At 31.9% G+C, this 13,740-nt stretch carries 12 protein-coding genes; 4 read left to right on the top strand and 8 right to left on the bottom strand.

What is annotated here, in order from left to right; all coding sequences use genetic code 11:
* Positions 1 to 2,432: FAD-binding and (Fe-S)-binding domain-containing protein (locus tag QZ260_RS05365; protein ID WP_295983637.1), on the bottom strand; the 2,432-nt coding region annotated here is incomplete at its 3' end.
* A 150-nt stretch (positions 2,433 to 2,582) separates the two neighbouring features.
* Here QZ260_RS05365 and QZ260_RS05360 point away from each other — a divergent pair.
* Genes QZ260_RS05360 through QZ260_RS05350 form a run of 3 tightly spaced genes read left to right on the top strand, consistent with a single transcriptional unit; the run spans position 2,583 to position 5,109 of the window.
* Positions 2,583 to 3,074 carry a hypothetical protein gene (locus QZ260_RS05360; protein ID WP_295983634.1) on the top strand — a complete coding sequence of 164 codons (492 nt, stop codon included), beginning with the start codon at positions 2,583 to 2,585 and terminating at the stop codon, positions 3,072 to 3,074.
* 59 nt (positions 3,075 to 3,133) lie between these two features.
* Positions 3,134 to 4,033: a sugar phosphate nucleotidyltransferase gene (locus tag QZ260_RS05355; protein ID WP_295983630.1), complete on the top strand. Its 900-nt coding sequence runs from the start codon at positions 3,134 to 3,136 to the stop codon at positions 4,031 to 4,033.
* A complete protein-coding gene (locus QZ260_RS05350) occupies positions 4,027 to 5,109 on the top strand; it encodes an aminoglycoside phosphotransferase family protein (RefSeq protein WP_295983626.1) in 1,083 nt (360 codons plus the stop codon). The genes QZ260_RS05355 and QZ260_RS05350 overlap by 7 nt, the downstream gene beginning before the upstream one ends.
* Here the strand turns inward: QZ260_RS05350 and QZ260_RS05345 are convergent.
* Together QZ260_RS05345 and QZ260_RS05340 are read right to left on the bottom strand one after the other, a co-directional pair.
* A complete protein-coding gene (locus QZ260_RS05345) occupies positions 5,102 to 6,502 on the bottom strand; it encodes a Gfo/Idh/MocA family oxidoreductase (protein ID WP_295983624.1) in 1,401 nt (466 codons plus the stop codon). The two genes, QZ260_RS05350 and QZ260_RS05345, sit on opposite strands and share 8 nt — an antisense overlap.
* Positions 6,503 to 7,165: 663 nt before the next feature.
* Positions 7,166 to 7,444, bottom strand: coding sequence for a helix-turn-helix domain-containing protein (locus QZ260_RS05340; RefSeq protein WP_295983623.1), 279 nt, complete (start codon positions 7,442 to 7,444; stop codon positions 7,166 to 7,168).
* Between the two features lie 157 nt (positions 7,445 to 7,601).
* Here QZ260_RS05340 and QZ260_RS05335 point away from each other — a divergent pair, with 157 nt between their 5' ends.
* Entirely contained in the window at positions 7,602 to 8,114 is a 513-nt protein-coding gene (locus QZ260_RS05335) for a VOC family protein (RefSeq protein WP_295983621.1), read from the top strand.
* Positions 8,115 to 8,239: 125 nt separating this feature from the next.
* On the opposite strand, the gene bshA is transcribed toward QZ260_RS05335, so the two are convergent.
* From bshA to QZ260_RS05310, 5 genes are all read right to left on the bottom strand, one after another.
* Complete coding sequence (gene bshA / locus QZ260_RS05330) at positions 8,240 to 9,376, bottom strand: N-acetyl-alpha-D-glucosaminyl L-malate synthase BshA (protein ID WP_271560065.1); 1,137 nt, start codon at positions 9,374 to 9,376, stop codon at positions 8,240 to 8,242.
* Between the two features lie 116 nt (positions 9,377 to 9,492).
* Positions 9,493 to 12,411 carry a glycoside hydrolase family 3 N-terminal domain-containing protein gene (locus tag QZ260_RS05325; protein WP_295983618.1) on the bottom strand — a complete coding sequence of 973 codons (2,919 nt, stop codon included), beginning with the start codon at positions 12,409 to 12,411 and terminating at the stop codon, positions 9,493 to 9,495.
* Between the two features lie 180 nt (positions 12,412 to 12,591).
* Positions 12,592 to 13,077, bottom strand: a complete 486-nt coding sequence (locus QZ260_RS05320) for an ABC transporter ATPase (protein ID WP_295983617.1) — start codon at positions 13,075 to 13,077, stop codon at positions 12,592 to 12,594.
* Positions 13,078 to 13,251: a hypothetical protein gene (locus QZ260_RS05315; protein WP_295983616.1), complete on the bottom strand. Its 174-nt coding sequence runs from the start codon at positions 13,249 to 13,251 to the stop codon at positions 13,078 to 13,080.
* 15 nt (positions 13,252 to 13,266) lie between these two features.
* Positions 13,267 to 13,740: (Fe-S)-binding protein (locus tag QZ260_RS05310; protein ID WP_295983615.1), on the bottom strand; the 474-nt coding region annotated here is incomplete at its 5' end.

The following is a 13,740-nucleotide window of genomic DNA, read 5'->3' as shown; positions in this document are numbered from 1 at the left end:
ATGCCTATTAATGGTGTGTCAGAAGAAATCATATCTTTAAATAGAGACACGTTTTTATTAGCAACATCTTTGGCTTGTTCTAAGAAACCTTTTGATAAAAATGACCGTCCAGACTCAGCATTGTCAATCAACTTAACCTCGTAGTTTAATGCTGTTAAAAGTGCAATTGCATCAACCCCTATTTGGGTGTCTAAATAATTTGTAAATTCATCATTAAACAGGATTACGGAATTCGCAATTTTATTTTTAATCAATTTATTATCAGATAATTGAAACCTCTTACTTAAACTTTTATTTGAAATAAAAGGCAAACTTCTTTCTTTAGCAATACCAAATGATTTTTTTAATATTGTAGATGTAAATCTGTTTGAAAAAACAAAATTTGCAAGTCCAGGAAGTTTACTTCCTAACTGATTTAACTTATTATTATAAGCAAACAATTTGGTACGCAAAGATACCCCGTTTTCTTTTTGATATTGGTACTGAAATTCAGCTTTTAAACTTGCCACATCCACACTACTTGGACACTCACTTGAACAGGCTTTACAGCTCAAACATAAATCGAAAACATCCTTTAATTCCTTGTAATCGAACTTATTTGATTTCTCTGAATTGGTTAAAAACTCTCGCAACGCATTTGCTCTAGCTCGTGTTGTATCTTTTTCGTTTCTTGTAGCCCGGTAACTTGGGCACATGGTACCACCAAATTCAGGTAGTTTTCTACAATCTCCAGAGCCATTGCACTTTTCTGCTTCTCTCAAAATGCCTTGTGATTTTGAAAAATCTAGTAACGTTTCTATTTTAGGTTCTACCCGATCGGCTTTATAACGCAACTTTTTATCCATAGGAAGAGCATCAACTATTTTTCCTGGATTAAAAATATTGTCTGTATCAAAAGCCGTTTTTATTTGTTTTAATATTTGATAGTTATTCTTACCAATCATTAATGGAATAAACTCAGAACGTACTATCCCATCACCATGCTCCCCACTCATGGAGCCCTTGTACTTCTTAACTAAATGCGCGACATCGGTCGTTATTTTTCTAAATAACGTAACATCAACACCTTTCTTTAAATTTAGAATAGGACGTAAATGCAATTCACCAGCTCCGGCATGCGCGTAATAAATAGCATCTTGTTTATAGTCTTTCATGAGTTGCGTAAACTCAGAAATGTAATTTGCCAAATCTACCAATGCCACAGCTGTATCTTCAATACATGCCACCGCTTTTTTATCTCCAATAATATTTCCTAACAGCCCTAATCCAGCACTACGTAAATTGTTTGCTTTATCTATATCACTTCCTATAAGCCTTGGAAACGCATAACTTAATCCAGATTTATCAATATCATTAACAAGGTTGTTTGCTAAAATTTCTACTTCTCTTAAAGTCTTTGCTTTTACTTCACACATCAATATAGCCTGAGGATCTCCTTCTATAAATTGTCTGTTCTCTTGTTGGGTTTTATTATGTTTTGTACAGTCTAAAATGGTTTTATCCATCATTTCACAGTTGTACAAATTATGTTTCATGGTGAATTCAACAGCATTTAAACAGTTTTCAATACTATCAAAATGTGCAGCTATCATTATAGATTCCCGTGGCGGTAAGGTATCTAGCTTTAAAGTAATTTGTGTTGTAAATGCCAATGTGCCTTCACTACCAGAAAGAAGTTTGCACATATTAAAGGATTCAGAAGATTCCGAAAATACGTCTGATTTTATCAATTCATCTATAGCATAGCCTGTATTTCTCCGATGTATTTCTGGTTTCGGAAAATATTCAATGATTTGTTTTTGAACAGCTCCAGGTTTCAACACATTATAAAGGGTTTTATAAATATTACCTTCTAAAGTTTCTAATGTCTTTTTTTGTTGAAATTCTTCCGAAGACAATTCACCAAACACAACTTCGGTAGCATCACTTAAAATGGTATGTAATTCTATAACCTTATCACGAGTTACACCATATTGAATAGATGTAGTTCCAGAAGAATTATTACCTACCATCCCCCCAATCATGCATCTGTTTGATGTTGATGTATTTGGCCCGAAAAACAACCCAAATGGTTTTAAGTAATTATTTAAAGTATCACGCACTACACCAGGTTCAACGGTTACAGTTTGTGCCTTTTCATCTAACTCTATAATTTTTGTAAAATATTTTGAGACATCAACTACAATACCATCTCCAACACATTGCCCTGCTAATGAAGTTCCTGCAGTTCTGGGAATTAATGAGGTTTTATGTGCTTTAGCGAACTTAATAAGCTGCTTTAAATCTTCTGCGTTTTTTGGGTACGCTACTGCTAATGGCAGCTTTCTATAAACCGAAGCATCCGTAGCATATATAGATTTTATTAAATCATCATAATATAATTCACCTTCTAATATTTCTCTTAACTCCTTTAAATGTGGATTTAACGTCATCTACTAACAAATATCTTTATAAAACTAATTAAGTAGTTAAATATAAATACATTTTTGGCGTTATTTTTGCAAAAACATAATGAATATTTAAAAATGGTCTTTTTAACATGATAGGCCGTATATAATTACATCAAACTAAAAACAATATTTATGAAGAAATTATTTTTATTATCAGTTACAGTATTCGCTTTTGTATTTTCATCACATGCTCAAGACATTGCAGACAATGCTATTGGATTACGATTAGGTGATAGTGATGGCCTTGGTGCGGAAGTATCCTATCAAAGGGCTTTAGGCGATAACAACCGATTAGAAATTGATTTAGGCTGGAGAGATGGCACCAACTACGATGGCTTTAAACTTGCTGGTTTATACCAATGGGTTTGGGGTTTAGATGGCGATTTTAATTGGTACGCTGGTTTTGGTGGTGGTTTAGGCTCTTTTAGCTTTGAAAACCCTGGAGGAAAAGATATATCTGATACTTTTATATTCGCTGCTGGTGATGTTGGTATTGAATACAATTTTGATATTCCGTTATTATTATCGTTAGATTTTAGACCCGAAATTGGTTTTGGAGATGACATTTATAACAACAATGATTTAGATTTTGATATCGCTTTAGGTATTCGCTATCAATTTTAAATAAAAAAACAGTATTTTTAAAAGCACCTATTAATAGGTGCTTTTTTTATTTATAAACTTTGCAAAAAAAAACACTCGCAATAATGGCAGCTGGATTTGGATCCAGATTTGGAGGATTGAAACAATTGTTTTCGATGACATCTAGGAATTATTCTATTTTAGATTTTTCAATCTATGATGCCATTCAAGCTGGATTTAATTCAATAGTAATTATTGTTAACGAGAATACATTAAATCAGTTTCAGCAAAAGTATGCTACTACTTTACCTAAACATATTTCGGTGAGTTTTGTTATTCAAAAAATAGATTCCATTCCAACAAAGTTTAAATTTATTAATCGAAAAAAGCCTTGGGGAACTGGACAAGCATTATTAATGTTGAAAGAACTAGTTAATGATAAGTTCGCCATTATAAATGCAGACGATTTTTATGGTAAAGGAGCTTTTAAACTGATGTATGAGTCTTTGTTTAATAATAATAATAATAATAAAAAAAATGACAATTTTCTCATTGGCTATCAATTAGATAAAACACTATCTCAAAACGGCAGTGTTTCTCGAGGCGAATGCTTTTTCAGCGTAAATAACAATTTGAGCCATATAGTTGAAAGAAAGCAAATAGCGACAAGAAGTAATCATACTAGCTATCTTGAAAAAGATTCAATAAAAGCTATTCAAAATGATTCAATAGTCTCAATGAATTTTTGGGGTTTCAATTCGGAAATATTAGACATAGCCGAAAGAGAATTTAATCAATTTTTGGAATATTATAAAAATGACGATTCAGAATTCTACATCACTAAAGTAGTTGAAGCTGCTTTAAATGATAAAAAAACCTTTAAAATTATAAAAACCAACTCGCAATGGTTTGGAATAACGTATAAAGAAGATGCTAAAATGGTTTCTAAACATTTGGAAAGTTTGATTAACAAAAGGTGTTACCCTGAAATACTATGGTAGATTTAAAAACTATAAATAGAATTGCTAAAAACTTCAAAATAGACTCTGAATGTGTTTCCTTTTCTGAATTACAATCTGGACATATCAATGATACTTATTTAATTTGTACATCTACCAATAAGAAGTTTGTATTGCAAAAAATAAATACAACTGTTTTTAAAAATGTTATTGCCGTTATTAATAATAAACAAATATTAAGTGATTACTTTAAATCTATTACTACATCACTTAACTATCAATTTGTAGTGTTTATTGAAACCAATTCTAATTCTATCGTTTACATAGACCCAAATAATAGTTATTGGAACCTAATGATTTATATACCAAATTCACACACGTTTGATGTAGCACAAAACACAGAAATGGTATTTGAAGCTGGAAAACTATATGGAGACTTTTTGCTACAAACCTCTGATGTTCTAACTACGGATTTTAAAGAAACTATATTAGATTTTCATAGTATGCCAATGCGATTAGGTCAATTTGATACTGCATTGGAAAATACTAAAATTGATATTAAACTTATAAACGAATTATTAAATATTGTTTTTAATTATAGGGAAGAAATGTGCATTATTTCGCAATTAAAAGCAGAAAATAAAATGCCGTTGCGGGTGACCCATAATGACACTAAATTATCAAACATTTTATTTGATAAAAATGGAAATGGATTAGCTGTAATTGATCTTGACACCATAATGCCTGGTATTGTTCATTTCGATTTTGGAGATTCTATCCGATCCATTTGTTCAACAGCCAAAGAAGATGAACAAAATCTTGATTTGGTTGAAATTAACCTTGATTTTTACGAAGCCTATTGCAAAGGATATTCAATATATACAAAAACCGTTTTAAGTGAATTAGAGATTACATACTTGCCTCTATCTATAAAAACTATGATATATATTATGGGATTACGATTTTTAACAGACTATCTAAATGGAAACATCTATTACAAAGTAAATCATCCTGAACAAAATCTAGACAGGGCAAAAAATCAATTTAAGCTATTGAAAAGTGTTGATTCTAATCATAAACAAATACAAGAGATAACTAGTCTTTATTTCGCTAAATAATATCTCTTAACACTTCATTATTTCTTGGAGTTTTCCATGTACCGCCAGTAAAATCTGGGATTTTAGTGCTTGCACTATTATTAGCTACTGATAGTTGAGACAAAGGTGTTATAGCACTCCAAAGTACGCTATCATATAAATTAATATCTAATGGTAAACCTTGATTTAAACAACGAATAAGTCTATAAATCATTACAAAATCCATTCCTCCATGACCTACAGCATTCGCATCAATTTGCTCTCGTAGTTTTTTCCATAAAGGATGATCATACTTTTCTCTGTAATTTTTATAGTCTTCATCTTTAAGCCAACTATGCCCCCATTGCAAATCTTTATGCCCGATATATAATCGTGAAGGATAACCTTGATGAACCGCCTTTGTTCCTGTGACGGTATTTAATCTTGAATAAGGTCTTCCTGTATGAGTGTCAAACTGCAGCATGATGCTTTTTCCTTTTTTGGTTTTAATTAAAGTTGTGTTCATATCTCCACAAGTAAATTCTTTAGCCCAAAAATTTTCCTTCTCTGCAGCATCACTTAAACTTGACTCTAGAGAGCTCATACTCACTAAATGATCATAATTATCACCACGACCAATATCCATATAGGAGCTCACTGGCCCTAAACCATGACCTGTATAAAAATTACCGTTTTTTGTTTGATGATGTTTTATTCGCCATTGATTTTCATAATAGGATTCATGCATCATGTGCTTTCTCAAGTCATGAATATAAGCCCCTTCAGCATGATTTATTTCCCCAAACACGCCTTCTTTAATCATATTCAAAACCCAAAGCTCTTCTCCATTAAAACAACAATTTTCCATATACATACAATGCATTTTTGTACGTTCTGCTACTTCAATAAGTTTCCAACAATCTTCAAGTGTCATCGCCATGGGTTGCTCGCAAGCAACATGTTTACCATTTTCCATTCCATAAACAGACATTTCAGTATGATAGTTCCAAGGTGTTGCAATAATTAACAAATCAATATCATCCCGTTCTGCCACTTTTTTCCATTTATCTTCTCCCCCAAAATACAAGTCGGCTCCAGAAGGTTGAATAGTTTTTAGGTACTCATTATTTTTGGTTAATTTATCTTCCTTTAAATCAGAAATAGCAACAATTTCGGCGAAATTATTTTTTATTAAATACTCAAACATTTGAATGAGCACACTTCCTCTATTTCCCATACCTAGCATACCAACTCGAACTTTATTAATTGGATCTGCTTTTAGGTTAACATTCGTTCCTAATGCTTTATTTATCAATAATAAATCGTTAGCTTTTTCTAAATCAATTTTATTTACTTTACAAGCAAGCAATGAAGGTGAAAAACCTAAAAAAAAAGCAGCTCTAGAACTTAAATTTAAAAAGGACTTTCTATTCATTTTATGAGAAATTAGTTAGTGAATAGAAAGATATAAAAATTAAATAAAAAATAGCCATTACTTATATAGAAGTAAATTCTAATTATATTGAAAACTTATAAACTAAATATAACCTTTGTAGTTGCTCTCTCTGTGGGTTGTGTTAAGTAATTAGAAACCTGACTTTGTTATAAAAATTTTATAACTCGTAAGTACTAATTCTAAAATTTCACAAAATGCCCGCAGAAATAGTAATCATAATTATTGGCGCCGTATTCGTTCTTTTAGCGCTCGCTAATATTATAAAGGCTAAAGATTCATCATTGAGAATTCCATTGGGGAAACATTAGAGCCTTCTAATAAGAAATATTGCCCCAATGGCACCAAACCAAAATCTCTTATAACAGAAACGGGGCAAGGCAAGTTCTTACTAGATTTGGCGCAGATAAAGGAGAATCATTTGACTTAGTCATTTATAAAACTGATTCATTAGCCTCTCAATATTTTATTTCAACCATTCAAAATTAGTAAAATTCTCTTTCATATCCTGACCTTGAACTTGAAGAAATTCCAGCCGGTGCTAATGAAGTTGAAAGAATCGTTGTGCCGTTGAAATAAAATTGCAAAGGTGTATTTTGAAACTTTAAACAGAATCTGTTAATGCTAGTTTGAAACTGAGCCTATTTAATTAGTACTGATATCCTCCAACCCCCATTTATCTAAACTTCTCAAAATCTTCTCAAGTGATTTTCCTCTATCACTTAACTTGTATTCCACTTTAGGAGGTACTACGGGATAAACTTTTCTATAAATAAGTCCATCTTTTTCTAAGTCTCTTACTGTTTGGGTAAACATTTTATTTGAAATCCCTTTAATTTTTTTTTGTAATATTCCAGAGCGTAAAGCGCCTTCCAATAAATGAAATAAAATTAAAGGTTTCCATTTAGTTCCTATTAAATTCATTGTATAATTTAAAGGACAACTATTATCTTTAGTCAAAATTATAATTTTATAGTATTAATAATCAATATTTTACTCGTTTAGGTAACTATACTACCTTTTAGTAAGTTATTGCCTATAAAACAAATATAAATTAATTTTACAATCTAAATTATAACTTATGACAAATCTTAAAAATTATCCAAAATCATTTTCACATATTGGATTAACAGTACCAAATATAAATGAAGCAGTAAAATTCTATTCAGAAGTAATGGGTTGGTATATAATTATGGAACCCTCTAAAGTCAAAAAGGAAAAGAAAACTGCTATTGGTAAAATGTGCATTGATGTTTTTGGAGACGATTGGACTGAATTTGAAATTGCGCATTTAGCAACTTCAGACGGCATTGGAATTGAATTATTTTCCTTTCCAAATGGAATAAAAGAAGCTCCAGAATTTAATCCTTTCAATACGGGTCTTTTTCATTTTTGCGTTCAAGACCCAAATATTGAAGAACTTATTGATAAAATCTTGTCTTATGGAGGAAAGCAAAGAATGCCAATTAGAGAATACTACCCAGAAGACAAGCCTTTCAAAATGTGCTATGTTGAAGACCCATTCGGAATTGTTTTTGAAATCTACACGCATAGTTATGAATTGACATATTCTTCAGGTGCATATACAAAATAAAAATCCTTGGGCTAACCCCGAGCTCAATTAATTGCTTGGTTCAAGTCTACATGAAATCTTCACTAAACCAGTAACTGAACCAAGCAACTAACCAAGACAAAACGTTAAACGAAATTTACAAGAAACTATAATACCAAACACTTAGCAAGTGTATCTTCATAAATAGCTTCATACTGGGGCACAATAGCATGTAAATCAAATTTTAAAGCTTCTTTACGTGCGTTATTTTTAAAGGTTTTTAAACGCGTTTCATCACTTAAAATATATAATGCATTTTTTGTCATATCTTCTATATCACCAACATTACTTAAAAACCCAGATTCACCATGAATATTTACTTCTGGCAAACCTCCAGTGTTACTAGAGATAACAGGCACTCCTGATGCCATAGCTTCTAGAGCAGCTAAGCCAAAACTTTCTGTTTGAGATGGTAATAAAAATAAATCACTAAAACATAATATTTTATCTATCTCATTACTTCTTCCGAAGAAAACTACCTTGTCTAAAATGCCTAATTCTTGACAACGTAATTCTACTTTTTCCTTTTCAGGACCTTCGCCTATAAACATCAATTTTGCAGGCATTTCTTTTTGGATGTTATAGAATACACTAATAACATCTTGAACGCGCTTAACAGGCCTTAAATTACTAATGTGCGTGATTATTTTCTCATCATCATTTGCCATCATAGCACGTTGGCAATCTGTAAATTCGTGATTGTATTTCTCTAAATCTATAAAGTTTGGAACGACATTGATATCATTTTTAATGTCAAATAAACGCAACGTATCATCTTTTAAACTTTGAGAAACCGTAGTAACTGCATCAGATTTATTAATGCTAAACGTTACAGCTGGTTTATAAAAAGGATGGCTCCCAACAAGTGTAATATCAGTTCCATGTAAAGTTGTTACAATGGGTAAATAGATACCTTCTTCTTGCAACATTTTTTTCGCCATATACGCTGCATAAGCATGAGGAATGGCATAATGAACATGTAATATTTCTATCTCATGCAGTTTAACCATATCTACCAACTTACTAGATAACGCTAATTCGTAAGGTTGATAATGAAACAATGGATATTCTGGAACGTTTACCTCGTGGTAGTGCACATTATTACTTATTAACTCTAACCGCACTGGCTGATTGTATGTAATAAAATGTATTTCATGACCACGTTTAGACAATTCTAAACCTAGTTCTGTTGCTACTACGCCACTACCTCCAAATGTTGGATAACAAACAATACCTATTTTCATAAAATTTATTCTAAATTTTCAGAGTAAAGAAAATAGACACAAGAAAAAAGGCTTGTTATATAAAATTCCGTTTTGGAAATGATTCTTTTTCTTTTATCTCCTCTCTACTATCTTTTTTAATCTTCTATCGCTTCATAAATTAAGCGCTGTATTTCTGTTCTAATATTTTCTTTTAGCAATAAGTTTTTTCCTGCATGCGGATACGTCCTATTGGCTAAAAACACATAAACAATTTCTTCATCAGGATCTGCCCATGTATAGGTTCCTGTAAAACCAGAATGCCCGAAACTTGTCATGGATATACAACCACATGTTGGTCCATCATCACCCAGTTGTGGTTTATCAAATCCGATACCTCTTCTGTTATTATCATCACAGTAATAACAAGTATTGAACTTATCAATAGTTTCTGGTTTCAAATAACGTTTTCCGCCATAATAGCCTTTCTGCAAGTACATCTGCATGATTTTTGCCACATCGTTTGCATTACTAAATACACCTGCATGTCCACCAACGCCGTTTTGCATGGCTGCTCCCATATCATGCACATAACCGTGCACTTTTTGATATCGGTAGTAATCATCAATCTCTGTAGGTACAATTTTTTTATTGCTAATTTTATAATACGGGTTGTACAACGTATAATTTGCCCCTAGAGATTCATAAAAATGGGACTGTGCCAACTCATCTAGGGTTCTGTCGTAATGTTGCTCAATAAATTTCTTTAAAATATAATAAGGAAAATCGCTGTAGCGGTATCTTTGACGCTCAAGCAAATCAGAATTCTTTATAATTTCCGGCAAAGAATCTTGATAATCAGTTCTTAAGAATAAGTTTTTAGATACTTCAACATTAAATTTATTACTTCGTTCATATCTGTAATATTTTCTGCTTGGTCGTTTTGTTATGGTATCCAAAGTATGGTTATAAAATGGCTCCCATGATCTTAAGCGTGCATAGTGAGACAACATACTTTTTAAGGTAACATGTGCTTTATTAGAATCCTTGTATTCTGGTAATATTGCAGGTAATTTGGTGTTTAAAGATACTATACCTTGTTCTTCAAGTTCCATTAATAATGGCAACGTTGATAAAATTTTAGTTAATGAAGCAACATCATAAATATCATCAAAAGCCACTTTTTCTTTCCCTTTGTATGTGTGTTTACCAAAACTCTTATTATAAATGACTTTCCCTTTTCTAGCTACTAACAATTGAATTCCTGGAGTCATCATAGAACCTACAGCAACCTTGGCTACGGAATCAATGCGCTTTAACTTCTCAGAACTCATCCCAACACGTTCTGGAATGGTATAGCCTAAACGTTTAAGTTCATTGTTATAAATACCATCACCAACTTTAAAATAATTTCCTATGGAAACTGGTAAGCTTCCTTTTGATGGAATAGCGCCAAAAATTAGTTGCGCAGATTTTTGTTGAGCAATCTCACTGTTTTGATAGCTAACAACAATACTTTCAATATTTTCTAAAGTTTTTAATCTAGACAACGCATAAGGTTTTACAAAAGCATCAATAATAACAGTATGTGTTTGTGATATTTCATGCAACCAAACTAATTCTTTATTACTGAATTTATAACTCTCCCAAGGGTTATCATTAGAGCGATGAAAACCAATTATAACGGTATTATAAGGTTTAAGTTTAGCTGTAAGAGAATAAAGATTGTCTGACTCAATCTCATGTACTTTAGCATACTTTTTTAATTCATTGAAAAAAGCAGAACCTGAGTCATCACCTAATTTTACGTAAGCAATACTTTTAGTTTCTAACCGTCTAAGCGGTAATAAGTCTTTTTCATTTTTCACTACAGTTATTGCATTCTCAAGCAATTCCTCATATAAAATATCATCTTTCAGTCTGTTTAAATCCTTTGACAGATTATAAAGTCCGATTGGCTCATAATTATTTAAACCTACTTTATATTTTGCTTGAAGAATTTTTTTAACGGAATGTTCTAAACGTGATTCGCTAATCTCACCTTTATTATATGCATCCATGATTTTAGAAACACCAATCCCAACATCCACAGACATAAGCATAACGTCGTTACCTGCATTGAAAGCAGCTAAATCAATAGCGCCTGTTTCGCTAAAATCGGCAGCACCTTTCATGGTTAATGCATCTGTAAAAATAAGCCCTTTAAAGCCTAACTTGACTTTTAAAATATCAGTAACAATATGTTTTGATAACGAAGAAGGATAGCCATCACGAGCTTCTAAACTTGGCACATTTAAATGCGCAACCATTACACTTGACAACCCCTCTTGAATTAATTTTTTATAAGGATAAAGCTCTATTGAATCAATACGTTTTTCGTTAAAGCTAATTGTTGGTAACGTTTTGTGTGAATCTTGATCCGTATCGCCATGACCAGGAAAATGTTTTGCATTAGCCAAAACACCTGCATCTTGCATTCCCTTCATAAACGCTGATGCTTTTTCGGTAACATTATCTCTGTCTTCCCCAAAAGACCTATTCCCAATTATTGGATTTTTTGGATTTGTATTTATATCTACAACTGGAGCAAAATTAAAATGAACACCTAATCGCTTACAGTGCTCCCCTATTTGCCTTCCTGTTTGTTCAACTAACTTATTATCTTTAATAGCACCAAGTGTCATATTCCATGGAAACGCATATGTAGAATCTAAACGCATACTTAAGCCCCATTCAGCATCCATTCCTATAAGCATTGGTGTTTTTGAAAATGATTGTAATTCGTTATTCAATCTCGCTTGCCTTAAAGGTCCACCATTAGAATATATAATTCCACCAATGTGATGGTCTTTAATAATTTCAACAACTTTGTTTTTAGTCGCTTCATCCTGATTAGACATAACTTGTACCATGTACAACTGCCCTACTTTTTCAGCTAAAGTCATGGATGAATAAAGACTATCTACCCATTTTTTTTGAGCTTCATAATCACCCGTTAATAAAGGGTTATTTGTGGTTTGACTAACTACTGGTAATGCAAATAAAAAAGTAATTAGTATAATATAGATTTGACGCATAAACGATTTATTAAGGGGAATTACCAGTAATAATATTTAAAACTCATTTTTACTTTTTATATTTCCTAAAAACAAAAAGCCAATATGAGCTTAACACTAATAATAATGCCAAAATAATACTTTTATAAAGAAGATGAAAAGACTTTAAGATAGATTTATAAAGTAGTTAATAAACAGTTTCTACTTTAAAAAACGACTGTGCCAGCTTTCACTTGCAGGAACTTCCCAGTTTTCATTAAACTCGGCAATATTATTTATTAGATTATTAAAAACAATGGTGTTCTTCGATACCGCTTTATCTTTTGCCATTTTTCTAAAATCGGTAAGTGTCTTGTATGCTACATAATCACCTTGCTTGTATGACACATTCATTTTGTCCATTAAATCAACTTTATAGTCTTTCTCTAATTGTTGAATAAAATGAACTGATGCATCTATACTGCAACCTGTAGCAGAATTTAAGTTTTGATTCAAACCTAAAACTATAAAACGCTTATATTTTGTAGTGTAACCTGCTTGTAAATCACTGCCATGAGCAGTCCAATTCTCAATAAAAATATCTAGTTTAGATTGAATCTCCTGAAGTTCGTCTTCTGAAAACGAACGATTAGCTTGGTAAATCCAAACACGAGATTCTTCTGGTAATATACTGAAATCTACTAGCATCTAATTATTTTTTCTATTAATTCTTGTGGCTATAATCATTGCTATTGCAAAAATAATCAACCCAAAAATGAATTTTTTAAAACTAAAATCTTTGTCCCTGAAATAATCAACAGCAGCAATAAACGTAGCATAAATGACACCGCTTAAAACTCCATAAATAATTTGAGATTTCAAATTTTGAGGCCTCATTTATAAATCTTGGGCATTAGCAATTAATTCAGCAACATCCATAACGGTAACATCACTTTCTTTTTCTTTAGCTTTTACACCATCGGTCATCATGGTGTTACAAAATGGGCAGCCTGCAGCTATAATTTCTGGCTTTACATCTAAGGCTTGTACGGTACGTTCAACATTAACCTCTTTGTCACCCTTTTCCGCGTCTTTAAACATTTGTGCGCCTCCTGCTCCACAACATAACCCATTACGTTTGCAGTTTTTCATTTCAATTAATTCTGCTTCTAACTTAATAATTAATTCTCTAGGTGCTTCATAAACATTGTTTGCACGCCCTAAGTAACACGGATCATGAAATGTTATTCGTTTTCCTTTATATTTACCGCCTTCAATGGTCAATCGCCCTTCATCGAGAAGTGTTTTCAAAAACTGTGTGTGATGCATCACTTCATAGTTTCCACCTAACTCTGGATATTCATTTTTAAT

It is taken from the genome of uncultured Algibacter sp., from assembly GCF_905480415.1.
Taxonomy (GTDB): Bacteria; Bacteroidota; Bacteroidia; order Flavobacteriales; family Flavobacteriaceae; genus Algibacter_B.
The sequence above is the reverse complement of the archived record's forward strand: the minus strand, read 5'-3'. Positions and strand labels throughout refer to the sequence as shown.